Origin of the sequence: Nesterenkonia sp. Act20, assembly GCF_019173455.1 — a bacterium.
GTDB lineage: Bacteria > Actinomycetota > Actinomycetes > Actinomycetales > Micrococcaceae > Nesterenkonia.
In genome coordinates this window covers 2058443-2083908 of sequence record NZ_JADPQH010000001.1, presented here as the reverse complement: position 1 = coordinate 2083908, position 25466 = coordinate 2058443, and the positions used below count along the sequence as shown (strand labels likewise).

25 protein-coding genes are annotated in these 25466 nt (G+C 66.8%); 10 read left to right on the top strand and 15 right to left on the bottom strand.

What is annotated here, in order from left to right; translation table 11 throughout:
- Position 1: 1 nt before the first annotated feature.
- The 3 genes from cysS to IY716_RS09610 all read right to left on the bottom strand — a co-directional run bounded on the left by cysS (position 2) and on the right by IY716_RS09610 (position 3424).
- Positions 2–1492: a cysteine--tRNA ligase gene (cysS, locus tag IY716_RS09620; protein WP_218221297.1), complete on the bottom strand. Its 1491-nt coding sequence runs from the start codon at positions 1490–1492 to the stop codon at positions 2–4.
- A 25-nt stretch (positions 1493–1517) separates the two neighbouring features.
- Complete coding sequence (ispF, locus tag IY716_RS09615; RefSeq protein WP_218221296.1) at positions 1518–2840, bottom strand: 2-C-methyl-D-erythritol 2,4-cyclodiphosphate synthase; 1323 nt, start codon at positions 2838–2840, stop codon at positions 1518–1520.
- A gap of 65 nt (positions 2841–2905) precedes the next feature.
- Entirely contained in the window at positions 2906–3424 is a 519-nt protein-coding gene (locus IY716_RS09610; RefSeq protein ID WP_218221295.1) for a CarD family transcriptional regulator, read from the bottom strand.
- A gap of 267 nt (positions 3425–3691) precedes the next feature.
- Here IY716_RS09610 and IY716_RS09605 point away from each other — a divergent pair, with 267 nt between their 5' ends.
- Positions 3692–4252: a hypothetical protein gene (locus tag IY716_RS09605; RefSeq protein ID WP_218221294.1), complete on the top strand. Its 561-nt coding sequence runs from the start codon at positions 3692–3694 to the stop codon at positions 4250–4252.
- Positions 4253–4372: 120 nt separating this feature from the next.
- On the opposite strand, the gene IY716_RS09600 is transcribed toward IY716_RS09605, so the two are convergent.
- The 11 genes from IY716_RS09600 to IY716_RS09550 form a co-directional block, all read right to left on the bottom strand.
- Positions 4373–4633: a glutaredoxin family protein gene (locus IY716_RS09600; RefSeq protein ID WP_218221293.1), complete on the bottom strand. Its 261-nt coding sequence runs from the start codon at positions 4631–4633 to the stop codon at positions 4373–4375.
- A gap of 129 nt (positions 4634–4762) precedes the next feature.
- On the bottom strand, positions 4763–4861 hold the full coding sequence (locus IY716_RS09595; RefSeq protein WP_081652675.1) for a 30S ribosomal protein bS22: 99 nt from the start codon (positions 4859–4861) through the stop codon (positions 4763–4765).
- A gap of 111 nt (positions 4862–4972) precedes the next feature.
- Entirely contained in the window at positions 4973–6157 is a 1185-nt protein-coding gene (locus IY716_RS09590) for an acetoin utilization protein AcuC (protein WP_369699658.1), read from the bottom strand.
- 10 nt (positions 6158–6167) lie between these two features.
- A complete protein-coding gene (locus tag IY716_RS09585; RefSeq protein WP_192591905.1) occupies positions 6168–6839 on the bottom strand; it encodes a TrkA family potassium uptake protein in 672 nt (223 codons plus the stop codon).
- Positions 6840–6936: 97 nt separating this feature from the next.
- Positions 6937–8346, bottom strand: a complete 1410-nt coding sequence (locus IY716_RS09580) for a TrkH family potassium uptake protein (protein ID WP_218221291.1) — start codon at positions 8344–8346, stop codon at positions 6937–6939.
- A 78-nt stretch (positions 8347–8424) separates the two neighbouring features.
- Entirely contained in the window at positions 8425–9306 is an 882-nt protein-coding gene (proC, locus tag IY716_RS09575) for a pyrroline-5-carboxylate reductase (protein WP_218221290.1), read from the bottom strand.
- 2 nt (positions 9307–9308) lie between these two features.
- The gene (locus tag IY716_RS09570; protein ID WP_218221289.1) at positions 9309–10148 is read right to left on the bottom strand and encodes a sugar phosphate isomerase/epimerase; all 840 of its coding nucleotides are present in this window, start codon (positions 10146–10148) and stop codon (positions 9309–9311) included.
- Positions 10138–11199 carry a Ppx/GppA family phosphatase gene (locus IY716_RS09565; protein ID WP_218221288.1) on the bottom strand — a complete coding sequence of 354 codons (1062 nt, stop codon included), beginning with the start codon at positions 11197–11199 and terminating at the stop codon, positions 10138–10140. The genes IY716_RS09570 and IY716_RS09565 overlap by 11 nt, the downstream gene beginning before the upstream one ends.
- A 15-nt stretch (positions 11200–11214) precedes the next feature.
- Complete coding sequence (gene topA, locus IY716_RS09560) at positions 11215–14040, bottom strand: type I DNA topoisomerase (RefSeq protein WP_369699657.1); 2826 nt, start codon at positions 14038–14040, stop codon at positions 11215–11217.
- A 106-nt stretch (positions 14041–14146) separates the two neighbouring features.
- Positions 14147–15775: a methyltransferase gene (locus IY716_RS09555; RefSeq protein WP_218221287.1), complete on the bottom strand. Its 1629-nt coding sequence runs from the start codon at positions 15773–15775 to the stop codon at positions 14147–14149.
- Positions 15772–16722, bottom strand: coding sequence for a rhodanese-related sulfurtransferase (locus IY716_RS09550; RefSeq protein WP_218221286.1), 951 nt, complete (start codon positions 16720–16722; stop codon positions 15772–15774). Before IY716_RS09550 ends, IY716_RS09555 begins: the two co-directional genes overlap by 4 nt.
- 88 nt (positions 16723–16810) lie before the next feature.
- Between IY716_RS09550 and IY716_RS09545 the strand changes: the two genes are divergently transcribed.
- The 5 genes from IY716_RS09545 (at position 16811) to IY716_RS09525 (ending at position 21214) form a co-directional block, all read left to right on the top strand.
- Positions 16811–17512 carry a GNAT family N-acetyltransferase gene (locus tag IY716_RS09545; protein ID WP_218221285.1) on the top strand — a complete coding sequence of 234 codons (702 nt, stop codon included), beginning with the start codon at positions 16811–16813 and terminating at the stop codon, positions 17510–17512.
- 52 nt (positions 17513–17564) lie between these two features.
- Positions 17565–19970 (top strand): DEAD/DEAH box helicase, encoded by a 2406-nt coding sequence (locus tag IY716_RS09540; protein WP_218221284.1) that lies wholly within the window; start codon positions 17565–17567, stop codon positions 19968–19970.
- A 242-nt stretch (positions 19971–20212) separates the two neighbouring features.
- Positions 20213–20461, top strand: a complete 249-nt coding sequence (locus tag IY716_RS09535; RefSeq protein WP_218221283.1) for a DUF4244 domain-containing protein — start codon at positions 20213–20215, stop codon at positions 20459–20461.
- The gene (locus IY716_RS09530; RefSeq protein WP_218221282.1) at positions 20445–20813 is read left to right on the top strand and encodes a TadE family type IV pilus minor pilin; all 369 of its coding nucleotides are present in this window, start codon (positions 20445–20447) and stop codon (positions 20811–20813) included. The genes IY716_RS09535 and IY716_RS09530 overlap by 17 nt, the downstream gene beginning before the upstream one ends.
- Positions 20810–21214, top strand: coding sequence for an Rv3654c family TadE-like protein (locus IY716_RS09525; protein ID WP_218221281.1), 405 nt, complete (start codon positions 20810–20812; stop codon positions 21212–21214). Before IY716_RS09530 ends, IY716_RS09525 begins: the two co-directional genes overlap by 4 nt.
- A 27-nt stretch (positions 21215–21241) precedes the next feature.
- On the opposite strand, the gene IY716_RS09520 is transcribed toward IY716_RS09525, so the two are convergent.
- Positions 21242–22411, bottom strand: coding sequence for a M20/M25/M40 family metallo-hydrolase (locus IY716_RS09520; protein ID WP_218221280.1), 1170 nt, complete (start codon positions 22409–22411; stop codon positions 21242–21244).
- Positions 22412–22461: 50 nt separating this feature from the next.
- Between IY716_RS09520 and IY716_RS09515 the strand changes: the two genes are divergently transcribed.
- From IY716_RS09515 to IY716_RS09500, 4 genes are all read left to right on the top strand, one after another.
- Entirely contained in the window at positions 22462–23277 is an 816-nt protein-coding gene (locus tag IY716_RS09515) for a hypothetical protein (RefSeq protein ID WP_218221279.1), read from the top strand.
- The gene (locus IY716_RS09510; protein ID WP_218221278.1) at positions 23274–23963 is read left to right on the top strand and encodes a MurR/RpiR family transcriptional regulator; all 690 of its coding nucleotides are present in this window, start codon (positions 23274–23276) and stop codon (positions 23961–23963) included. The genes IY716_RS09515 and IY716_RS09510 overlap by 4 nt, the downstream gene beginning before the upstream one ends.
- Positions 23963–25093: an o-succinylbenzoate synthase gene (gene menC / locus IY716_RS09505; protein ID WP_255316490.1), complete on the top strand. Its 1131-nt coding sequence runs from the start codon at positions 23963–23965 to the stop codon at positions 25091–25093. The genes IY716_RS09510 and menC overlap by 1 nt, the downstream gene beginning before the upstream one ends.
- Positions 25094–25172: 79 nt before the next feature.
- On the top strand, positions 25173–25451 hold the full coding sequence (locus IY716_RS09500) for an Lrp/AsnC family transcriptional regulator (protein ID WP_036476260.1): 279 nt from the start codon (positions 25173–25175) through the stop codon (positions 25449–25451).
- Positions 25452–25466 lie beyond the last annotated feature (15 nt).

Below are 25466 nucleotides of genomic sequence, written 5' to 3'. Positions count from 1 at the left end.
TTCAGCCTTTCCTCGCCCCGGTGGCGGGGCTGGTGGTTGAACTCGCACGGACCAAGGCCCAGCGAGTCCCTTCTCTAGAGTCTTCCAGTGCGACACCGGCTGCGGTGAGCTTCTCGCGCACGGCGTCGGCGCGCGCATAATCCTTCGCGGACTTCGCCTCCACGCGTTCACGCAGCAGGGCCTCGACGAGTTCCGAAAGCGCCGACTCGGAAGCCGCATCCCCCGACTGGTCACTTTCTGGAACGTCGGTGAGTCCCAGTACAGCCACCATGGTGCTCACGGCTGCGGCACACTGCGCCACGGCTGGGGAATCTCCTGCATCGAGGGCGATGTTGCCGGCTCGGACGGTCTCATGCAGCACCGCCAGCGCCTGCGGCACATTGAGATCGTCGTTCATAGCCGCGGCGAACGCGTCCGGCACGGGCTCATCGGCTCCGGGCGTGCCCACGGAGGGGTCCTGCCCAGCTCGCGCCAGGAAGGTCTCGATGCGCTCGACGGCGGCGGCGGCCTCGGTCAGCGACGTCGGCCGGTAGTCCAGCTGCGAGCGATAGTGCGCCTGGCCCAGAAAATAGCGGACTGCCCGGGGCCTGGCTGCGCTGAGCATCTCCTCGGGTGAGATGGTGTTTCCCACCGACTTGGACATCTTCTCCCCGGCGTAGGTGACCATGCCGTTGTGCAGCCAGAACCGAGCGAAGCCATCACCGGCAGCCGCCGACTGGGCGAGCTCGTTCTCGTGGTGGGGGAAGCGAAGGTCCAATCCGCCGCCATGGATGTCGAAGGTGCTCCCCAGGTACTTGGTGGCCATGGCGGAGCACTCCACATGCCAGCCTGGCCGACCAGCGCCCCAGGGTGCGTCCCACCGAGCCGTGGCGGGGTCCGCGTCCTTCTTCCCCTTCCACAGCGCGAAGTCCCGCGGGTCACGCTTGCCGCGCGGATCCGCATCACCGGCGTCCTGCATATCTTCAGCACGCTGACGGGTGAGTTCCCCATAAGAGGGCCAAGATCCGACGCTGAAGTAGACGTCGCCAGACCCATCCTCGGCGGGATAAGCATGTCCGGCATCGATGAGCCGCTGGATGAGCGTGAACATCTCGGTCATATGACCGGTGGCACGCGGTTCGTAGCGTGGCCGTCTCACCCCCAGTGCGTCATAGGCAGCATGGAACGCCTGCTCAAAGCGATAGGCGAGCGCGAACCAGGGCTCGTTCGCCGGGTAGTCCGGCGTCGCGGCGTGGTCCTGCTGGTAGGAGGCCGCCGACTTCTCCAGGATCTTGTCGTCGATGTCGGTGACATTGCGGACGCTGAGCACATCGAGCCCGGTGTGCTCCAACCATCGGGTGAGGATGTCGAACGCCACGGCTGAGCGCACATGACCCACATGTGGGCGACCCTGCACGGTCGCTCCGCAGTAATAGAGCGACACTCGGCCGGGCTCCAGGGGCTCGAAGTCTCGAACGGTCGCCGTCTTGGTGTCGTAAAGTCGCAGTGCCACCGGGCCAGCTTATCTGCTCAGTCGTTCACAACTGGTAGACGACCGCGGTGGCCGTGGCCAGGATGCCCTCCCCGCGTCCGGTGAAGCCCAGCCCGTCGGAGGTGGTGGCGCTGATCGCGACCGGTGCTCCGACGGCGCTGCTGAGCACCGCTTCCGCCTCCGCGCGGCGCGGACGGAACTTCGGACGCCGCCCCATGAACTGGACGGCGAGCGATCCGATGCCGAATCCCTCGGCGCGCACGATGCGCGCAGCCTCCGCGAGAAGCTGCGCTCCGGAGGCTCCACGAAGCTCGGGACGCGCCGTTCCGATGGTGTCGGCGCCGAAGTGCACACCCAGGTCACCGATGCCCGCGGCGCTGAAGAGCGCATCACAGCAGGCGTGCGCCACCGCATCACCATCGGAATGTCCGGTCAGACCCTGCAGGTCCGGCCAGAACAGTCCGGCAAGCCAGAGCTCGCGAGGCTCCTCAGCGGAGGCGAAGGCATGCACGTCATGTCCGATCCCGACGCGCGGCAGGACGACCTGTGGGGTGGAGCGCTGCCCCGGCGATTCGTGAGCCAGGTGCGCCTCGGCGGAGATCAGGTCAGACGGTGAGGTGATCTTCACCGCCAGGTCCGAACCCGCGACGATGCTGACCTCCACACCCATATCCTCGGCGATCATCGCTTCATCCGTGAGCGCCTCGGCGTCGTCCTCGGCCATCCCACGGGTGTGCTCGACCGCTCGCTGCAACAGCTCCCAGGTGAACCCCTGCGGAGTCTGCACGGCCCGCAGTGCAGCCCGCGGGACGGTCTCCATCACACGCTCGGTGTGGGGCTGCTGCGGATCGTCGGGATGCACCCGCTTGATGGTGTCCGTGACGGGTCTGGCCGGGACGACGGCGGGGGCTCCTGACTCCACGGCGGAGATGACCTGCGCGTAGACCTCCTGCGGGGTCAGGGCGCGCGCCGCATCGTGGATCAGTACGGTGGTCGCAGCCGGACTCCAGTCTGCGTGGGCGACCGCGCGCTCCAACTCCTCGAGGCCGGCACGCACGGAGGCGGACCTGTTGTCTCCACCTGGCGCGGAGTACACCGGGACTCCCGTGGCACTGCTGAAGGCCTGCCCCAGTGCGTCGAGCTCCGCGAAGCTGGCCGCATCGCGTGGGAGCACCAGGACCACGGCGTCGAAGGGGACAGTGAGCTCACCCAGACGATCAAAGACGTGCGCGAGGATCGGTCGACCCGCCAGATGCACCCGCGCCTTGGGCATTCCGTGGCCGAGGCGCTCTCCACTGCCAGCGGCCACAACGATGAGCGCCCGGCGCGCTGGGACAGGAGATCCTGCCCCGGCGTCCGGGCGACTCATCGACGATGCTTCTTGGGAAGCCACCGTGACAGTGGGTGCGGCCTGGGGGCCCACCCGTGGGGTGCTTATTCTGCGACCTTCTCTGGCTCTGCCGGAGTCGGTGCCTCGTCAAGGACCTTGTCCAGCAGCTTGGCCGCCTCTTCTTCATCGAGCTTCTTGGCAAGCGCCAGCTCGGAGACCAGGATCTGCCGGGCCTTGGCGAGCATCCGCTTCTCTCCGGCGGAGAGTCCACGATCGTTCTCCCGACGCCACAGATCGCGGACGACCTCGGCCACCTTGTTCACATCGCCTGAGGCGAGCTTCTCAAGGTTGGCCTTGTACCGGCGTGACCAGTTGGTGGGCTCTTCAGCGTATTCGGCTCGAAGCACGTCAAAGACATGCTCCAGACCTTCCTGCCCGACGACATCACGCACGCCGACCAGGTCGACATTGTCTGCAGGCACCTCAATGGTGAGATCTCCCTGGGAGACCCGGAGCTTGAGGTACATCTTCTCTTCGCCGCGGACAGTGCGGGTCTTGACTTCTTCAATCGTGGCCGCACCATGGTGCGGGTAAACGACAGTCTCGCCGACCTCAAAATTCATGTAATTATTCCCCTTTCCCGAACCTCAGTTTATCACGCGTCACAATCCCCGCCGCGTGTCGCTCCGGTTTCCTTCTGCGTCACCGCCTAAGCTTCGCCGACATCCGATTTCGACATCCTGTAGAATTGGCGGAAGACCAAAACCATCGCGTGAGCTGAGATTCCTCCGCTGACGTGGACGTCATCTGCGCGGCGGTCGACACCCAGGACGAGGGACGTCCTCCTGGGTCGACCTGCATCGCACCAAGATCGTGAGGAGACTCGCCACGTGAAGTTCTCAGCTGAGACAGCCCGCCGCACCGCTGCGGCATCCCTGGCGGCCGCCGCCCTCCTGGGACTGACAGGCTGCAGCTTCTCCAATCTGCAGGCCACGACCCTTGAGTACTCGGCCTCGGACGGCTCCAGCGCGGAGTTCAATGATGTGAAGTTTCGCCACATGGCCTTCGTCACCCGCGGTGAGGACAATCCGGCCCGAGTCATCGGCACCCTGAGCAACACCGGCCTCGAGGATGCCGAGGTGGAGATCGCCTCGGACTCGGAGACCGTCATGGTCACCGTGCCGGCCCGTGAGACCGTCTCCCTGGAACACGACGAGGAGATCGTCGTCGATTCATTCCAGGGAGCCCCCGGGTCCATGCATGAGGTCACGGTGAGCGTGGACGATGAGTCCGCAGTGCTGGAGACCGCGGTCTTCGACGGCGTGCTCCCCGAGTACCGAGACCTGGTTCCCGGCGGCTATGACGAGACCGTGACGGACCACCTCGAGCATGGCCCCGACACCTACGGCAGCGGAACCTCGCACCACGATCCCAACGAATCCGGCCACTGACCCGGGCAGCGGCACGGCCAGCGGCCGTGCCGGAGCAGGTCAACGTAGTTTCTGCACAGGAGGGGTCCGGTCATCGTGACCGGGCCCCTCTTCTCATACGGTCAGCAGAGGGAGCGCGAATCAGCCGGCACTGATCGCCTCCTGAAGCAGTCGGCGCAGGCGCTGCGGATCGATCTTCCAGAAGTCCTTCACTGCCCCGTTGATGCGCAGCACCGGGATCTCCTCGGAATAGGCGTCCAACAGACTCTGGTCCTCGGTGATGTCGAGCTCAGCGGGCTCGAGCCCGAACTCCGCGCACACCTCGCGCGCGGTGCGCATGGCATCTTCGCAGAGATGGCATCCCTGCCGGGTGAGAACTTCAACCTGAACCGGTGCTGGCACAGCATCTCCCTGCTTTGAGGATCAGTGTCCTGAGTCTGTCTTCTGGGATCTGGGACTGTCTTCTGGTGAGAGACGAAGGAACCCCGGCCGCCTGATGGCTGCCGGGGTTCCTTCACGCTTCCAAGAAGACTATTTCTTGTTGCGGCGCTGGTGGCGAGTCTTCCGCAGACGTTTGCGGTGCTTCTTCTTCGCCATGCGCTTGCGGCGCTTCTTGATCACTGAGCCCATGGGGTGCAGTCCTTGTCTGTAGGTAAACAACGAGAAAAAGGTCTCGGAACAGTGTAGCGGCTACGTGGTGCAGGCACAGAATCGTCGACTGGCACCCGGCCCCAAGGGGAATCAGTCGAACCAGGGGTCCAGTCCGTAGAGCGGGAAGATCTCCTTGCGGGTCTGCATCACTGCACGATCCACGGCGTCAGATGGGTCGTAACCCAGTTCCCAGGAGCGCCACCACAGCTGGGCGTCGTCACCCATGGTCTCCGGCGTTTCGACCTGGTGCTTCTCGCGCACATAGTCTCTCCAGCGCTGCGGCACAGGGGCGCTCAGGCCGATGGGGGTGCCCAGCGCGACGGCGCTCAGGTGGGTCCAGCTGCGCGGCACCACGGTGTGCACGGCGTACCCGCCTCCGCCGGTGGCGATCCACCGCCCCTCGCAGTGCTCGTCTGCCAGGTGGGCGATGTCGAGCGCGGTCTGGCGGTGCGCGTCCACGCTCAGCTCCAGGTCGCTGAGCGGATCCTCACGGTGCGAATCGCAGCCGTGCTGGGAGAGGATCACTTCGGGCTCGAAGGCGGCGACCAGCTGCGGAATCACCGCGTGGAAGGCCCGCAGCCAGCCGGCGTCGCCGGTGCCTTCGGGGAGCGCAATGTTCACGGCCGAACCCTCGGCGCCGGGCCCGCCCGTCTCATTGGGGAATCCTGTGCCGGGATACAGCGCGACGCCGGTCTGATGGATGGAGATGGTCATCACCCGCGGGTCGTCATAGAAGATCGACTGCGTTCCATCTCCGTGGTGGGCGTCGACGTCGATGTAGATCACCCGGCTGATTCCTTGGTCGAGCAGATGCTGGATGGCGATGGCGGAATCGTTGTACACACAGAACCCCCCGGCCCGGGAACGGCCGGCGTGGTGCATTCCGCCGGCGAAGTTCACCGCGCGCACTGCCGTGCCCGCGAGCAGCGCCTGGGCGCACTGATAGGTCCCGTCAGCGATCCGCGCGGCACCGAGATGGATCTCGCTGAACACCGGAGTGTCTTCGGTGCCCAGGCCGTGCTCCGCCGCGGCGCTGCCGTGCTCGGCGGCTGCCTTCACGGCGGCGATGTACTCGGGGGTGTGGACGGTCCCCAGCACCTCATCGGAGGCGACCTTGGTCTTGAGACGCCGCATGTGCGCAGCGTTGAAGAGCTCGAACTCTTCGCAGAGCTTGGCCGTGAGCTCCAGGCGGACCGGGTCCATGGGGTGGCTGGAGCTGAAGCGGTACTCGAGCAGCGCGTCGTCCCAGACGAGGACAGTAGGAAGTTCGGCCACGGGGCCCTCCTCAGGCGTGGTCGGCGAAGTACTCCAGCTGGGAGACGTCTCCCGAAACGATGATGGTGTCTCCAGCTGAGACCAGGGTGTCGGGCTGGGCATAGACGAAGTCCTTGCCGGGGGACTTCACGCCCACGACGTTGACCCGGTGCCGGCTGCGCGGCTGGCACTGGTCGATCGTCTTGCCGTGCAGTTCGCGCGGTGGACGCATCTTCACGATCGCGAAGTCGTCGTCGAACTTGATGAAGTCCAGCATCTGTCCCGAGACCAGGTGGGCGGCACGCACACCGGCGTCGTGCTCGGGGTAGATCACGTGGTGGCACCCGATTCTGGTCAGGATCTTGCCGTGCGTGGGGTTGATGGCCTTGGCCCAGACCTGGCTGACGCCCAGGTCCACCAGGTTCGCGGCGATGAGCACCGAGGACTCGATCGAGGTGCCGACCCCGACGACGGCGGCGTCGAACTCCTGGGCGCCGACCTGGCGCAGCGCCTCGATGTCGGTGGCGTCTGCCTCGACCACGTGGGTGAGCAGGTCGGCATACTTCTGCACCAGGCCGCGATCGCGCTCCACGGCCAAGACCTCTTTGTTCTGCGTCACGAGCTGCTCGCTCAGCGCGATGCCGAAGCGGCCGAGTCCCACGACGAGTACCGGCTTGTTGCTCTGCGGATTCTGCTTGCCCACTGGTGCGTCCTTTTCGCGAAATGCGTACTCAGCCGCTGGGCTGAGCCTGAAAGTGCTGACTCCAGGGTAAACCCCTGCAGGGTGCTCTCCAGCACACTCAGCCGATCATCGGACGTCCCTCCGGGTAGCGGTAGCGGACCCGGCTGCGCTGGCGCACGGTCAGCGAGGCGGCGAAGGTGATGATCCCGACGCGGCCGGCGAACATCAGTGCTGCGAGCACATAGAGCCCCTCCGGCGGCAGGTCCGCAGTGAGGCCGGCGGTGAGCCCGACCGTGGCGAAGGCGGAGATCGACTCATAGAGCGGACGCCCCATGTCGAGCCCGGTGATGTACATGAGCCAGACGGTGGATATCAGCACCAGCGTCGCACCCATGGCCACCACCGAGACCGCGACCCGGACGGCCGAAGGGGGGATGGTGCGTCCGTGGGCGGTGGACTCGGCGTCGCCGCGCGCCTCCGCCAGGAACGCGAGCCAGATGACAGCGATGGTGGTGACCTTGATGCCGCCTGCGGTGGAGGCTGAGCCGCCGCCGGCGAACATCAGCGCGTCGGAGATCAGCATGGTCTCCGAGTTCTCCATATTGGACTCCACAACGGAGAACCCTCCGGAGCGCATGTTCACGGAGGCGAAGAGCGAGTTCTGCACCTTCTCCCAGACGCTCATCTCACCGATGGTGTTGGTGTTGGACCATTCCATGACCCCGTAGAGCAACGCCCCGACGACCATCAGCAACAGCGTCACCTGCAGAGTCAGCTTGGTGTGCAGGCTCCAGCGACGGACGTGCCAGCGGTTGGTCCAGAGCATGAACAGCACCGGGAAGCCGAGGCTGCCCAGGAAGACGCCCACCATGATGGTCCAGACCACCACGGGATCAGCGCCAAACCCGTCGAGGCCTCCCGAGTGCACCACGAATCCGGCGTTGTTGAAGGAGGAGATCGCATAGAACAGGCCGTGCCAGAGCCCGCTGGCCGCATCGTCCTCGATCTGGATGAACCGTGGAATCAGCACCAGCGCCAGGGCGGCCTCCACCACGGCGGAGCAGATCACGACGGTGCGGATGACCTGACCGGTCTCCCCCATGGCCCCGGTGGAGATGCCGCCTTCCTGGGCGACGAGGCGGGTGCGCAGCCCGAGGTTGCGCGTCACGGAGATGGCCAGCAGCGCCGCGATGGTGATGATCCCCAGTCCACCCACCTGGATGCCGATCAGGATGACCAGCTCTCCGGCGAAGGACCAGTGATCGGCTGTGTTCACGGGAGTCAGACCGGTGACGGTCACTGCAGAGGTCGCGACGAAGAGCGCGTCGTGGAATTCCGGGGAGCGTCCCGCGACGGTGGCCCAGGGCATCATCAGCAGGGAGGCGAACACGGCGATGGTGACCGCGAAGATCAACATGGCGGCACGTGCCGGCGATGTGCCGGTGAGACGCCTGAGTCCCTGCCTCAGTCGGGCCCTGAGGACACCCTCATATCCGCTGCTGCGCCCCGCGCGCGTGTCCCTCGCCATGGCCACTACTGTATTCCTCTGTTCACGCCGCGCCGCACACCATCAAGATTTGAACCTTGGAGCCGCTGAGCCAGCTGCTCAGCGTGCGTTCCGCAGCTCGTCGGTGATCTCTGCCGAGCGGGTGGCGCTGGCGGTCACCGCGGCGGTCACGGCCGCGGGGAAGCCATGCTCATCGAAGGCATGGATCGCGCGTTCGGTGGTGCCGTTGGGTGAGCAGACGGCTTTGCGCAGCGCTGCTGCGTCGGCGCCGTCGGAGACCAGCATCTTGCCTGCCCCGTAGAGCGTCTGCGCGGCCAGATCGGCGGCCAGCGCCGGATCGAGCCCGAGCCGGACGCCGGCATCGGCCATCTGCTCGGCGAGGTAGAAGGCGTAGGCGGGTCCGGAGCCGGAGATGCCGGTGAGCGCGTCGATCTGGGACTCCTCGATCACGTGCACGGCCCCGCAGGCTGCGAGCAGGTCCTGGACCCGTCGCGTGTCCGCCTCGCTGGCATGGGCCCCCGGAACCAGACCCACCACCCCGAGCCCCACCGAGAGGGGGGTGTTGGGCATGGAGCGGATGACCGGCTGTCCATGCGGCAGGGCGTCCTGCAGCATCTCCACGCTGATCGCGGCAGCCACCGAGACGACGACGGCGTCCGGTTTCAGCGAGTCCGCGATGGACTCGGCGAGGCCGACGATCCCAGGGGGCTTGACCCCGAGGAAGATGATGTCCGCCTGCCCGGCAGCGATCTGGTTCGCCTGCGGGTCCTCGGCCTCGGCCAGCACGGTGACGCCATGCTCCTCGGCGCGGGCCTGGGCGGTCGCGGTGCTGCGCGTGGTGGCCACCACGTCCTCGGGCTGCACAGAGGAGGCCAGCAGGCCCGCCAGGATGGCGCCGTTCATCGAACCCAGGCCCAGCATGGCCACGCGCGGGGCATTGGTGGGTGCAGTGTTCTTCTGGACTTCCGCGGTGCTGCTCATGCTCACTCCTGTCCGAGGTGCTTGCGGGCGAAGGCCAGGGACTCGGCCAGCCAGCGCTCCCGATCTCCCACATTGCGGGCGGTGCGGGTGGCCACTTCCACGGCGACGACACCGGTGAACCCGGTCTCGGCGAAGTCGGGCTTGGCCAGGAGCTGCATCGCTTCAGCCACGCGTTGTTCTCCCTGCCCGGGGATGAGGTGGTCATCCTTGAAGCCGTTGGACCAGCCGTCGGTCAGGTGCACATGGCGCAGTCGCTGACCGAGTGCTCCGACCGCCTCGTAGGAGTCCGACTCGGCGGTGGCGGCATGCGAAAAGTCCCAGGTCACGTGCGGGTAGGGCTGATCCACCGGGTCCCAGTGCGGCAGGTACATCGTGGCTTCGCGTCCGCCGGCGCGCCAGGGGTACATGTTCTCCACGGCGAAGACGACCCCGGTCTCCTCCTCGAGCTCGGCGATCCCCTCGGCGAAGCTCTCCGCATATCCGACCTGCCAGCGGAACGGCGGGTGAGCGACGACGACGCCGCAGCCGACCTCCTGCGCGAGCGCCGCGCTGCGCTTGAGCTTGTCCCAGGCGGAGCCCCAGACCTGCTGGGTGAGCAGCAGCGTGGGTGCGTGGATGGCCATCACCTGCAGGCCGAAGCGCCAGGAGAGCTCGTTCAGCGTGGAGGCCTGCTGGGATTCGCTGCGGTGGGTGACCATGACCTCGACCCCGTCATAGCCGAGATCATCGGCGATGGAGAAGCCCTCGGCAACTCCCAGCGGGTAGACCGAGGAAGTGGACAGCGCCACCGGAATGCGAGGCAGCTCATGCGCGGGGCGCGGCTGGACGTCCTCAGTGGGCATGTTCCACCGCCGCGGCCGCCACCGGTCGGCCACCGGGAACGTCGCCGCGCGAGGGTTTGCGCAGCTCCCGTCCGAGGTTCACATGCCCGACGCCGGGTGCCGCGGGCACCGGCACGGCGCCCTCACGGACCAGGGAGTCCAGCCGGCGCAGGATCAGGCCTTCACGCAGCGCCCAGGGACAGATCTGCAGCTCCTCGATGCCGAAGACCTTCATCGCCTGCTCAGCGACGAGCGCTCCGGCGAAGACCTGCCGGGCGCGCAGTGCGGAGACCCCGGGAAGTTCGGCCCGCTCCTCGGCCGTCATGGAGCCCAATCGTTTGGACAGCGGCTTCAACGCCGAATGCTCCAGAGTGCGGTTCACATAGGGTCCGGCCGCCGAGGGGGCGGCGCCGGTCATGCGGGCCAGTGAGCGGAAGGTCTTCGAGGTGGCGAGCACCTCGGTGTGCTCGCTGAGCACAGGGAACTCCCGGCGGGCCGCCTCGAGCTCTTCGCGGATGTAGCTCTTCAGCGCCTTGGCCTGGTCCTTGCTGGGCGGGTCCTCACCGAGCCAGTCGCGCGTGAGCCGACCAGCACCCAGGGGCACCGAGACCGCGGTGGAGGGCAGCTCATCGCGCCCGTAGGCGATCTCGAATGATCCGCCGCCGATGTCGAAGTTGAGGATGTCTCCGGCACTCCAGCCGCGCCAGCGTCGGGCGGCGAAGAAGGTCATGGCCGACTCCTGGGCGCCGCTGAGCTCGGTCAGCTCCACTCCGGTCTCGCTCACCACGCGCTCCAGGACCGCCTGTCCGTTGGCCGCCTCGCGCAGTGCCGAGGTGCAGAAGGAGAGCAGATCTTCTGCTCGGTGTCGCGCGGCGAAGCGAGCCGCCTCGGCGATGAAGCCGATCAGCTCGTCCTGGCCCTCATCGGTGATAGCTCCCTGTTCGTCCAGGTGCTTGACCAGGGAAAGGGGTCGCTTATGAGAGGCGAAAGCCTCAGGCTTCGCTCCCAGGTGGGCATCCACCAGGAGCAGGTGCACGGTATTGGAACCGATATCCAGCACGCCCAGACGCATCAGGTGACTCCTCGGTTAGGATCCGGTCTTCGCCGTCGTCTTTTTGGCTGGAGACTTCTTGGCAGCGCTGCTTTTCTTCGCCGGGGACTTGGCGGTGGACCGCTTCGCCGCAGGCTTCGAGGCTCCGGGCTTCTTCGGGCCCGCTGCACGCTTCTCCGCCAGCAGCGAGTAAGCGTGCTCCTTGGTCAGGGTCTCCAGGGAGACGCTGCGCGGCACGGTCACATTGGTCTCGCCGTCGGTGACATAGGGACCGAACCTGCCGTCCTTGACCACGACCTGCTTCTCCGAGGTGGGATCTGCGCCGAACTCCGCCAGTGGCGGCACCGCTGCACGCCGCCCACGCTGCTTGGGCTGGGCGTAGATCGCCTTCGCCTCCGCCAGCGTGATGGTGAACATCTGCTCCTCGGTCTCGAGCGAGCGCGAGTCCGACCCCTTCTTCAGATACGGACCGAAGCGGCCGTTCTGCGCGGTGATCTCCTCGCCGTCCTCGTCGGTGCCTACCACGCGGGGCAGCGAGAGCAGCCGCAGGGCCTGTTCCAGGTCCACCGTCTCAAGGGTCATATCGCTGAGCAGCGACCCGGTTCGAGGCTTCTCCTTGGCCGGCTTCTTCTTCGGCTTGGGCTTGCCGTTCTTGTAGTACTCGGTGGGCAGCGACTCCAGGTACTTCTCCAGCTGCGCCTCAGTCATCTCCTCGATGACCTCCGTGACATAAGGCCCGTAGCGACCGTCTTTGGCCACGACCTCGCGTCCGGTCTCCGGATCGAGACCGAGCACACGCCCGGAGTACTGCGCCTGCTCGAAGAGCTCCTCGGCCTTCGCCACGGTGAGCTCATCGGGGGCCAGATCCTGAGGAAGGTTGGCGCGCTGGGGCTCCAGCTCGCCCTCCGCGGTGACCACACCATCCGGGTTGGGTCGCTCCAGGTAGGGGCCGTAGCGGCCCACCCTCAGGTTCACGCCCGGGGCGATCTCGATGGAGTTGATGGCTCGAGCATCGATCTCCCCGAGGTTCTCCACCACATGCTTGAGCCCGTCCACGCCGTTCTCGGCACCGAAGTAGAAGCCCTGCAGCCATGCCTCACGCTCGATCTCGCCGCGCGCGATCTGGTCGAGGTCCTCCTCCATTCGGGCCGTGAAGTCGTAGTTCACGTATTTCCCGAAGTGCTCCTCCAGGAGCCGGATGACGCTGAACGCGGTCCAGGAGGGGATCAGGGCCGAGCCGCGCTTGGTGACATAGCCGCGGTCCATGATCGTGGAGATCGTCGGGGCATAGGTGGAAGGACGCCCGATCTCGCGCTTCTCCAGCTCGGCCACGATCGTGGCTTCGGTGTAACGCGCGGGCGGAGTGGTCTCATGCCCCTTGGCGTTGACCTCGCGCCCGGTCAGCCGCTCGCCGGTCTCGAGCTTGGGGAGTCGCTTTTCGGCCTTTGCCGACTTGGCGTCCTCGTCCTCATCGGTGCTCTCGCGGACCTCTTCATAGGCGGCGAGGAATCCGGGGAAGGTGATGACGGTGCCGGAGGCGCCGAACGTGGCCGTGGTGCCGGCCATGGAACCACCCGAGACCTGGGCGCTGAGCCGCACCGAGGCGGTGAAGCCCTTGGCGTCGGACATCTGCGAGGCGACCGTGCGCTTCCAGATCAGCTCGTAGAGCTTGAACTCGTCCTTGGACAGCTCACTGGCGACCTGGCCGGGAGTGCGGAAATGGTCTCCGGAAGGGCGGATGGCCTCGTGGGCCTCCTGCGCGGTCTCGTTCTTCTTCGAGTAGTAGCGCGGGCTTGAGGGCGCATGATCGGCCCCGTAGAGCTCGGTGATCTGTCGGCGAGCGGCCGTGATGGCTTCATTCGAGAGCGTCACCGAGTCGGTACGCATATAGGTGATGTAGCCGTTCTCATACAGGCGCTGAGCGACCTGCATCGTCGCCCGGGAGGAGAACCGCAGACGGCGAGAGGCTTCCTGCTGCAGCGTCGAGGTGATGAAGGGAGGCTGTGGCTTGCGGGAGTACGGCTTGTCCTCCACGGAGTCCACGGTGAACTGAGCATCGGTCAGACCGGCGGCAAGGGTCTCTGCAGCCTGCTGGTCCAGCACGCTGACCTCGGTCTTGGAGCGCGAGGACTTGAGCTCGCCGCGATCGTTGAAATCAGCGCCGGTGGCCACGCGGGCGCCGTCGACCGCATTGAGCTTGGCGGTGAACTCTTCTGAGGCTGCGGTGGTGAAGCTGCCGGAGAGGTCCCAGTAGCTGGCCGGCACGAAGGCCATTCGTTCGCGCTCGCGTTCCACCACCAGACGCGTCGCCACAGACTGCACGCGACCTGCGGAGAGGCCTTTGCCGACCTTGCGCCAGAGCACCGGGGATATCTCGTAGCCGTAGAGACGATCAAGGATCCGTCGCGTCTCCTGCGCGTCGACCAGGTCCTCGTCGATCTGTCGCACATTCTCCAGGGCGCGGGTGATGCCTTCCTTGGTGATCTCCGTGAAGGTCATCCGGTAGACGGGGACCTTGGGCTTGAGCACCTGAAGAAGGTGCCAGGCGATGGCTTCACCCTCGCGGTCGGCGTCAGTCGCGAGGTAGAGCTCGGAGGCCTCCTTCAGCGCACGCTTGAGCTCGGTGACCTTCTTCTTCTTGGAGTCCGAGATGACGTAGTACGGCTCGAAGCCGCCGTCGGGGTTCACGGCGAAGCGCCCGAAGGGGCCCTTCTTCATGTCGGTGGGCAGCTCCGAGGGCTGTGGCAGGTCACGGATGTGCCCGGCGGAAGCGTCCACGATGAACTCATCGCCAAGATACTTGGCGATGGACTTGGACTTCGCCGGGGACTCGACGATGACGAGTTTCTTGCCTTCGGGCACTGATCTCCTTGAGGAATTCTTGCGGTGCAGTCTCGGGGCATGAGCAGCGGGCTGGCCGTCGAGTGCTCAATATATCAGCGAGCACAACACGCCGACGCCGCGGGAATCAAGACCGCGTGACGTACCCCTCCACATAGAGCTCCAGCGTCTCGGTGCGCAGAGCCTGCTCGAGATCCGCGCCGTCTGCGGGCTGATCATCCATCAGGGAAGCCACCGCCGTGGCCAGCTGACCTGCGGCGAACTCACCGTCTGCGGCACCGAGCAGACCCGCCGCGGCGCTGGACACCGGACGGCTCCGGCGCAGGCCGGCTCCCTGACGTGCGACGATCACCTCAGGGTGAACGGCGCCGAAACGCTGATGGCGCTCCTCGGTGACATCACCGGCGACGACGAGCGCGGAGTCCAGCACCGCCGCAGCGTCTCGCGCCACCTCCTCGGCCCGGGCGACGGTGCCGCCGATCACCGGCCCCAGCGGCTGGTCCACCGGTCCGCTGATCTCCTCGAATCGACGCCAGGGACTCATCGCCGCGGCGTCGGCAGCGGACCTGCGGCGCATCCAGATCATGCCGAAGCCCACGGCCTCGACACCTCGAGAGTCGAAGTCCTGCAGGTACGCGGCATAGCGGAGCCGGTACTGCGCGATGTCCCGCTCGGTGGAAGCATCCCGGAGCCAGGTCTCGGCATATTCATCCGCGTCCTGCTGATCCCGCTGGATGAACCAGGCGTCCACGGGGGTCTCATCCTGAAGCTGGTCACACCACCGCCGGGGACGCGTGTCCCAGTCAGCGCCCTCCGGGATCTCCCAGTTCCCCAGCAGCTGGGCGGTTCCCCCGTCGCTGAGGAAGCGCGGGAGCTCAACGATCAGCTCCTCCATGAGCAGGTCCCCGTGACGGCCGCCGTCCCGGTAGGTGTAGCGGGCTGCGGGATCCTCATCGGCGGGGCGTGGCGTGATCACGAAGGGAGGGTTCGAGATGATCAGGTCGAAGGTGCGGTCGGCCACCGGGTCGAAGAGGCTGCCCTGGAGCAGCTGGACCCGTGCGCCGAGGTTCTCGGGATCGAGCCGCAGCTCGGGCGCGTTGAGCAGCAGGTTGAATGCGGTGAAGTCCAGCGCACGGGTACTCAGGTCGGTGGCGACCACGTGCTCGGCGTGGTCCAGCAGGTGCAGGAGCTGGATGCCGCACCCCGTGCCGATCTCCAGCGCGGTGCTCACTGGGCGCCGGTGGACCGATGCGGCCAGGGTCAGGCTCGCTCGGCCGATGCCCAGGACGTGGTCTGCCGGAAGCGCACCCTGCAGCTGGTGGGACGAGAGGTCGCTGGCGACCCAGAGGTCGGCCACCCCGCCCTGCTGCTCCGCCTGGTAGGGCCGCAGGTCCACGCTGGGGCGGCACAGCTCGCCGTCGTCGTCGGCCTGAAGGTGCACCAGCTCGAGCCGGAGCAGGCCCTGGATGCCGGTTCGAGGCAGGGCCTGCTCGACCTGGGCGACGGTGATGTCCATGCCGAAGAGCCACAGCCCGGAGAGCACCGCGGCAGGGTCTGCCGACGCCGAGCCTGCGGCGGCGTCGAACAGCTCCTGCACGCGCAGCTGACCCGGGACGAACTGATCGCGGTCCAGCGCGGAGAGAACGTCCTCGCCGAGCAGCTCGGCGAGGTGATCGTGGCTGAAGCCGGCGGCGCTCAGGTCAGCGCGCAGCCCTGCCACGAGCGTCGTGTCTGCGCGCGGGGCTGGTGCGCTCATGGGCGGCGCACCTTCTCCAGCAGCCCGGTGTTCGGATGGGAAGGGTCTTGTTGCAGCCGGACTTCGCAGGTGCGGCAGCGAGTGGTCTCCGGGATGTGACGGCACTGATCGCAGTAGAGCTGCAAGGTGGAGCAGCCTCGGTCCATGCAGTTATAGAAGGTGCTGGTGGGGCTGCCGCAGTGCGTGCATTCGCCGATGGTCTTGGCGTCGGGGGAGAAGCGCGTGTTCATCCGGGAGTCGAAGACGTAGAGCTCGCCCTCCCAGAGGCCCTCGTCGCCGAAGGTCTCCCCGTAGCGGACGATCCCGCCGTCGATCTGATAGACCTCCTCGAAGCCGCGGCGGCGCATCAGCGAGGAGAGCACCTCGCATCGGATGCCTCCGGTGCAGTACGTGACCACGGGCTGATCCTTGAGGTGATCGTATTTGCCGGAGTCGAGCTCGGCGATGAAGTCCCTGGTGGTCTCGGTCTCCGGCACGACGGCGTTCTTGAACCTGCCGATCTGAGCCTCCATGGCATTTCGCCCGTCGAAGAAGGAGACCTCTACGCCCTGGGCGCGCTTCTGCTCCACGAGTTCGTGGACCTGCTCCGGCTGGAGATGGACTCCGCCGCCGACGACGCCGTCGGAATCGACCTCGATCTCATCGGGGACTCCGAAGGCGACCAGCTCGGGACGGACCTTCACGGAGAGTCGCGGGAAATCCTCCGCCCCGCCCTCGGACCATTTGAAGGCCATGTCTTTGAAGGGCGCATAGGCTCGAGTCTGCTTCACGTACTGCTTGACGGCCTTGATCTCGCCGCCGACCGTCCCGTTGATGCCCTGCGGGGAGATGAGGATGCGGCCCTTCAGACCCAGCTCGCGGCAGAGGGTGTGCTGCCACAGTTTCACCGCTTCCGGATCGGCCAGCGGAGTGAAGGCGTAATACAGGACTATTCGGGACATGCTCACCTCTCAAGGGTAGTTCTGAACAACATCTTTATGAACTCGTTGTCCCTGCCCCTCACGGTGAAGCGCATTTTGTTTGTATGGTCGGACCATGACTTCTGAGCTTAGCGACGCACTTGTCCGCCACTGGGTGACCGGATGGGCAAGGACGCACGACTACGACGTGCAGCATGAGGGCAACGTCCATTCCGCCCTGCGTTCCGGAGATTCCGACGAATGGGAGTACGTGTTGTACGCCCCCGAGGACACCGATCTGCGCAAGATCGCCTCCGCCGTCGCGAAGGATTCAGCGCGGATGCTGACCGTGATAGCTGAGCCCGGAGCCCCCTCGCTGAGCCAGAATCCCGTGGACGGGCTGCAGCTGATCAGCGATGAAGAGAAGCTGATGGTCGTGGACATGGAGACCCAGGACGTCGAGGACCCGATCACCCCGGAAGGCTTCACCACCAGCCGCGACGATCACGACGGGTGGACCCTGTTCACCGTGCGGGACGGGGAGAAGGTGGCCGCCCGCGGACGGGTCGCCACCGTCGATCACTACGCGATCCTCGACCGCATCTACACCAACGACGATTACCGCCGCCGGGGCCTGGGCACCTTCGTGACCCGGGCGCTGATCGCCATCGCCCACGAGCACGACGTGGAGGAGGGCCTGTTGGTGGCCACTGCCGACGGTCAGGAGCTCTACGAGTACCTCGGCTGGACCCTGCTCGGTGACGTGCATGTCTACGGCGCCACCTCGGGCGGACGGATCCGACCGAGCCACTCGCAGTTCGACGACCTGAAGGGTTGAGCAGCGGGCAGCGGCATAGGGCGGGTGTGCGGCTGACGTAGCCTGAGGGGTGATGCCCGATCAGGAACCCTATGAGCTGCTGCGCCGAGCCGGACTGCCCTCGGAGGTAGAGGATTCCGGTCCGCTCCGGCATGTGCGCACATTGCCCGCCCGAGCGGCGCAGACGGCGCCCTGGCCGGAGTGGGTGCCCAGCAGCCTGCGTGCGGGCTACCGGCAGCTCGGAGTCGCCGGGCTCTACACCCACCAGGTGCAGGCCGCCGAAGCGCTGCACGCCGGGCGCCACACCATTCTCGCCACCGGCACAGCCTCCGGGAAGTCCCTCGGCACGCAGCTGCCCGGACTCTCCGAGATCTGCGGCGGACCCGTCGGGGAGTCCCGTGGATCTGCCGCCGCCGCGGGCCTCGGTGCGACGATGCTCTACCTCTCCCCCACCAAAGCTCTCGCTGCCGACCAGCTCGATGCCCTGAGTCAGCTCGCCGAGGCGACCGGAGCGCAGGGACCTGAGTCAGGCATCCGCCCCGCAGCCTACGACGGCGACACCGATGCCGAGCAGCGCCGATGGGTGCGTCAGCACGCCAATGTGGTGCTGACCAATCCGGACATGCTCAATGTGGGCATCCTGCCGAATCACCGCGCCTGGGCCAGGTTCTTCGCCCGGCTGCGCTACGTGATCATCGACGAGGCGCACACGTGTCGCGGGATCTTCGGTTCGCATATCGCACTGCTGCTTCGACGACTCCGACGCATCTGCGCCCACTACGGGGCCGAACCGATCTTCACCGGAGCCTCGGCCACCAGCGGTGACCCTGCGGCGTCGTTCTCCCGACTCATCGGCCACGCCGACGAGACCGTCGAGGCGGTCACCGAAGATGCCTCTCCACACGGTGCGGTGGACGTCTACCTCTGGGAGGCCACGACCTCTGAGCTCAAGGGAGACAACGCGGCGCCGCTCAAGCGCAGCCTGACGGTGGAGGCCGCCGATATCCTCACTGACCTCGTCGTCGCGGGTCACCGCACGCTCGCCTTCATCAAGTCCCGCCGCGGAGCCGAGACGATCGCTCAGATCGCCGCTGACTCACTCGCCGAGGTCGACGTCGACCTGCGCGGACGCGTGGCGGCCTACCGCTCCGGCTATCTGAAGGAGGAGCGGCGGGAGCTCGAGGACGCGCTGCGTGAGGGGCGGCTGCTCGGGGTCGCGTCGACTCCCGCTCTCGAGCTGGGGATCGACATCTCAGGGTTGGACGCCGTGATCATCGCAGGCTGGCCCGGGACCCGGGCTTCCTTCTTCCAGCAGCTCGGCCGAGCCGGACGCTCCGGTCAACGCGGCGCGGCATTCTTCATCGCCGGAGACGATCCGCTGGACTCCTATCTGCTGGATCATCCCGAGGCCATCTTCGACACAGCGGTGGAGGATGCGGTCACAGATCCGTCGAATCCGCATGTGGCGGCGCCGCATATCCTCGCGGCCGCCCAGGAGCTGCCGCTGACCCGGGACGATCTCGAGCTCTTCGACCCGGGCCGGTGGCTCATCGACTCGCTCACCGAGCAGGGGCATCTGCGTCGACGTCCGCGCGGCTGGTTCTTCGCCCACGACGATGTCTCGGCCGCTTCCTGGGTCAAGCTGCGCTCCGACGGCGGCGGTCCCTTCACGATCGTCAACACCGAGGACGGCACCGTGATCGGTGACATGGGCTCGGCGCAGGCGCAGCCGCAGGCCCACCCGGGGGCGGTCTACGTGCATCAGGGACGCAGCTACGTGGTGGAGGAGCTGGACCAGCAGAACCACGCGGTGCTCGTCTTCCCGGCGACCCCGCCGTATTACACCCAGGCGCGGGAGACCACCTCGATCGAAGTGCTGGAGGTCCAGGAGGCGGTCGACTGGGGGCGCTTCCGGCTGCACAGCGGCATGGTCGAGGTCACCAGCACCGTGGTCGGCTTCCAGCGCAAGGCGCTGGGCTCCTCCGAGGTGCTCTCCGATGAGCCGCTGGATCTGCCTCCGTCCTCGCTGCGCACGCAGGCGATGTGGATGACCGCCCCCGAGACGGCGCTCTCAGGGGCCGGGGTCATTCCGGAGCAGATTCCGGGGGCGCTGCATGCCGCGGAGCACGCGATGATCGGCCTGCTGCCGCTGTTGACCTCAGGGGACCGCTGGGACATCGGTGGCGTGTCCACGGCCCTGCATCGCGACACCGAACTCCCCACGATCTTCGTCTACGACGGACACCCCGGTGGCGCTGGCTTTGCTCAGCGCGGCTTCGAGCTGGCGGCGGAATGGATCGGCGCCACCGCAGAGACCATCTCCGGCTGCGAATGCGCCACGGGATGCCCCTCCTGTGTGCAGTCGCCGAAGTGCGGGAACCGGAACAACCCGCTGGAGAAGCAGCCGGCGCTGAACCTGCTGCGCGCGATCCTCGCCGCCCAGCCCGCCGATCCGAGCGAAACTATCGTAGAGCTCTAGCGAATAGTAGAGCTATAGCACTACGACAACGCGTTAGCTCTACGACAAACGCAGTTGGGGCGGAGGGCGGAGGGTTTGCCCCAGCTGGCGCGAAAGTTCCGCAAGCGCCTGACTCTCCACAGAAGCCTCTGCGTCGGTCCCGGCTGCTCGGCCGCGACCGAGACTGGTGCGACCTGCACACAGCAGGTCTCGACAGCCGCCCGGGCCTCGTAGTCCGGGCGGCCCCAGCGGAAGGAACGGTCATGGAGACACCACAGACGCGGAACCCATCACACACATTCGAGGCGCAGCGGTCAGACGTGCCACCCACGGGGACCGTGCGCACGTGGGGACAGCAGATTCACCGCGAGGACGAGGGATTGGCGACCGCGGAGTACGGCATCGTCATGCTGGCTGCGGTGGGGTTCGCGGGGCTGCTCGTGGCGGTGCTGAGCTCGGATACCGCGCGTGGACTGCTGACCGGCATCGTCGAACGTGCGCTCTCGTTCTGAACTCCGCACTCAGGCCGATAGGGGTTCGATCAGCGCGGAGTTCGCCCTGGCGCTGCCGGCAGTCATCATGGTGCTGCTGTTCGTGATCTCCTTTGCACTGCAGGGCGCGGCGCAGGTCAGCCTGGAGGAGGGAGCGCGGGCTGCAGCTCGGGAGCTTGCTCGCGGCGAGTCCGCCGCAACCGCTGAAATTGCCGCGCGGCGGGTTGCCGGGGAAGGGACCGCCGTCGGTCTCACCCGGGAAGGTCCCTACGTCACCGTGGTGCTGACCCGCCCGGTGCGTCTGCTCGGGTGGCTGGAGATCGAAGCAACCCAGGACGCCGAAGCCACGGCCCTCGTGGAGGACCCGCTATGAGAGATCGTCTGCAGGATCAACGTGGTTCCGGTACGGTCCTCGCGCTCGCGCTCATCATGGTGCTGCTCACCCTGCTGGGGGCGATCCAGGCATTGAGCCTGGTGGCGGCCTCCTCGGCTCAGGCTGCGCGCGGGGCAGACCTGTCCGCCCTCGCAGGGGCGGATGCCGCCCGTGGGTTGACCGCGGGCGACCCGTGCGCGGTGGCGCGGGCGCTGGCCGCGCGCAATGAGGTGGAGCTCACCAGCTGCACGGTGACGGGTACGCATGGCACGGAGGTGCTGGTGCAGAGCGCAGTGCCGATCCTGCCGGGTCGGTTTCTGAACATCGAGACCTCGGGTCTCGGGGACCTGAGCGGCCTGGTCAGTCGCAGCACCGCGCGCGCCGGACCGCCTCCCACGTGAAGCAACGCCGGCCTCGGCCGCAGGAGCTCAGAGTCGGCCCAGCAGCGCCGCCAAGAGTGCAATCCGCTCCGGGATCGACTCGATTCGCACCTGTTCATGATCGGCATGGGCACCCGCGCCGTCAGGTCCGAACCCATCGAGAGTGGGAAGTCCCAGTGACCCCAGGTAGTTCGTGTCTCCGGCACCTGCCGCCGGTCGACCTCCCACCTCGGCGAGTCCGACCTCCCGGGAGGCATCCTCGACGAGGCCCAGCAGTTCCTGGTCGACGGCGTCGGCCTGCCATGCGGGCCGCTGGGACAGAGTTCTCACCTTGAGCTCACCGTCGGACCGGATCGGCTGGAGGTCCTGGATCGCGCCAAGAACCTCGGCCTCGACTTCCGGGGTGCGAAACCGCAGCCCGATGTCGGCTGAAGCGGCCGCAGGCACGACGTTGGTCTTACCTCCTCCGGTCACCGTCCCGATGTTGCACAGGACATCTCCCGGCGCGGCGGCCTCTGCCGAGGCGATGAGGCTGCGCAGCGCAGTGAGCTGATCGACCAGCTCGTCGATGGCATTGACCCCGCCCTCAGGGTCCAGCGCGGCATGAGACGCGCGACCGGTGACCTCGAGCCGCAGCCGGGTGCTCCCCAGCCGCCCCACCTTCAGGGCGCCTCCCGGGTGCGGGGATTCGAAGCCGAGCACGGCGCGCACACCCTCGGCGCAGGAGAGCAGGAGCTCCCGTGAACTCGGGGAACCGATCTCCTCATCCCCCACCAAGATCACCCGGACCGGCGGCCTGGACTGCCCGAGCGCCGTGCTGAGCCGCAGACCTTGGTGCATGATCAACAGTCCCGACTTCATGTCGAAGGACCCGGGCCCATAGGCGATGCCGTCTTCGATGCGGAAGGGCATCGACTCGAGCGTTCCACGGGACCACACAGTGTCCGCGTGACCTACGAAGAGCACCGGAGCCTCCGTGTGCTTCGACCCGGTGCCGGCGATGTCCATGACCAGGTGGGTGCCCCACTCCCCCTCATGCTCGGTGACCTCGGGGTCATGCTCGGCGAAGAGCTCCCGCACCTGGGCGCAGACTTCGCTCACTCCTTCTGCATCCCCCGTGGGTGACTCTGTCTCCACCATTCGTTTCAGAAGTTCGACGGTCTCTTCGAGGTGATCTCTTGCGAAATCAAGGGCAGCCGTGGGTGATGAGGTATCCATGGGACTATGATACGCAACGTAAGAACATGTTCAGGCTGCGAGAGGACCCCATGACCGACCAGGACGCTGCTGCACCCGAAGGGCCCGCCCTTGCCGAGTCGCTCACCCTCGAGGACGGCACCACCGTCCGCAGCCTCACCGATAACGCCGAGCTCGAGGCTGCGTGCCGGCTATACCGTGATGTGTTCTCCTACAGCGGCGAGGATCAGGGAATCAACGCCCGCCTGCTCAAGAACCTGCTCACCTACGGCGGGACGGTGGTCGGCGCCGTCGACCCGGCGGGTGTGGTGCGCGGCATGGCATTCGGCTGGACTGCAGTGGATACCAGCACCGAGGACCCGCATATCTATCACTTCTCCCAAGCCGCGGTGGTGTCCCAGGACCTGCAGGGACAAGGTGTTGGCAGGGCGCTGAAGAACGTCCAGGCAGCCGTGGCACACCGTCAGGGCGCGAGCCGCATGCGCTGGACCTACAACCCGATGATCAGCCGCAATGCACACTTCAATCTTGACGTGCTCGGAGCACAGGGCCGCTGGTTCACCAAGGACGCTCTCGCGGGGCCCGGGACCGACCGGATCACCGTGGAATGGCGACTGGACGGCTCCGCCGCTGAACCGGCCTCCTCTGCCGCGGCGGAGAACCTGGAGGCTGCGCTCAGCGACGAAGAGCTCACGGAGCCAGGACAGATCCAGATGCGCCCCGACGCCGCCCTGCTCGTCGTTCCCGCACAGCAGCCCACCGATGAACAGGTGATCGGCCTGCTCCGCACCCGCTTCAGCGATCTCTTCGAACACGGCTTCATGGCGACCTCCTGCCATCGCATCACCGAGGACCTCGCTGTCTATAGCTTTCTGCGCCCCGCATGAGCGCCGAGACCCACCGCGACCAGGAAGCCAGCGCCCCGGCAGAGGAAAGCTGGTCCGACAGCCGCGGCCCCGACAACCCCGCCGCCCGATTCGGCGCCACCCTGTCCCCGCGCGCCTCCGCGAAATCCCTGCAGGCCCGCCTGATCCGCAAGGAGCGCGAGAACCTCGAACGAGTCTTCGCCGGGATAGCGGACGACGACGCGCTGGCCCGCACGGCCGGTGTCATCGCCGGCGCGCGACGCCGGTTCATCGTGGGCCACGGACGCTCGGCCGCGTTCGCACATCTGTTGGACCTCGACCTCTCACACGGGGTCTCTCAGGTCTCCCTGATCGATGGCCTGAGCACCCGCGGGATCGACGTGCTCACCGATGTGCGCAGCACCGATGTGCTCGTCGCGTTCTCCATGCGTCGCTACCGCCGTGAGACGGCTCAGCTCGCCGAGGCCTTTGCCCGTAGAGGCGGGGCCGTGGTGGCAGTCACCGATTCGGCGGAGTCCCCGCTGGTGGCCCACTGCAGCGAAGCCGTGATCGTGCCGACGAATTCCGACTCCGTGACCGACTCTGCCACCGGCGTCGCTGCTGTGATCCACCTGCTGACCGCTCTGACCACGGCAAGTGCCAAGGGCAGCCGCCGTCGGCTGACCGAAAGAGAATCATTGATCCACGAGATGGGACTGTATATCTGATGCGCGCCGTCGAGATTGTGCTCCACGATGTTGAACTGCCCCTGCGACATGCCTTTGAGACCAGCTCTCACCGCAAGTCCTCGCTGCGACACCTGCTGGTCGAGATGATCGACGCCGACGGGACCGTCGGCTGGGGCGAGATCGCCTCCCCCGCCGGTCCGTTCTACGCCCCCGAGACGACGACGACGGCGTGGCAGACCGCCACTGAGCATCTGATCCCCGCCGTGCTCGGCGCACAGTGGGAGCATCCTGACGAGATCGCGGGTCTCTACGGCAAGGTCCGCGGCAACTTCTTCGCCAAGGCCGGCGTCGAGATGGCGGCCTGGGCGATGTGGAGCGCCGCAGAGTCGATCCCATTGGCCCGCGCGCTCGGGGGCGAGCGCGAATCCGTCGTCGCCGGGGTCTCGCTCGGGATCGAGCCCAGCATCGAGGCGCTCCTCGCCGAGGTCACGCGCCATGTGGATTCCGGCTACCCCCGGGTCAAGCTGAAGATCGCGCCAGGTTGGGACGTGGCGCCCGTGCGCGCCGTGCGCGAGGCATTCCCTGACCTGGACGTCCATGTGGACGCTAACGGGGCCTACCCGGGAAGCCGGGAACCGGGTGGCGAGCAGGCCTTCGAGGTGCTGAGTTCTCTGGACCCGTTCGGGCTGACCATGATCGAGCAGCCCTTCGCGCCGAAGAACTTCCTCGACCACGCGCTGCTCACCGCGGAAATCGAGACTCCCGTCTGCCTGGACGAGTCCGTGGAGACGCTCGATGACCTTCGCACCGCCCTGGCGCTGAAGGCCGGCAATGTGCTGAACATCAAGGTTTCGCGCATGGGCGGGCTCAGCGCCGCCCGCGACGCGCACGCCATGGCGCTGGAAGCCGGCTGGCCGGTCTGGTGCGGAGGGATGCATGAGTTCGGAGTCGGGCGCGCCGCGAACGTGGCGATCTCCTCATTGCCCGGGTTCACTCTGCCTTCGGACGTCTCGGCCTCCGAGAAGTACTACGCCGAAGACATCATCGATCCACCGGTGACAGCCGAACAGGGCATCGTGCAGGTGCCCACCGTCGCCGGACTCGGGCACAGCGTGCGAACCGAGGTCATCGCCGCCCACGAGACTCGACAGCAGCGCTTCCGGGCCTGAGCTCGCCCCTTTGCGCGCAGTACGCTGTGAGTGCAGAAGTGCTCAAGAAGTCTCACCGGCTGAGAGGCAGCGAAAGAACATGGTCACCGCATTCGTCATGATGAAGACCGATCCGCATCGGATCCCCGAATCCGCGCAGGACATCGCCAATATCGAAGAGGTCCAGGCGGTGTACTCCGTGACCGGGAAATGGGATCTCGTGGCGATGGTCAAGACGCCGAATCTCGAGGATCTCAGCGACCTGGTGCCCGCGAAGATCTCCAAGGTCGCCACGGTGCACGACACCGAGACGATGGTCGCGTTCCGCACCTACTCCGATCAGGAGCTGGAGGCGAGCTTCAGCCTCGGCGGCGAGTAGCGCGCGGAGACCCTA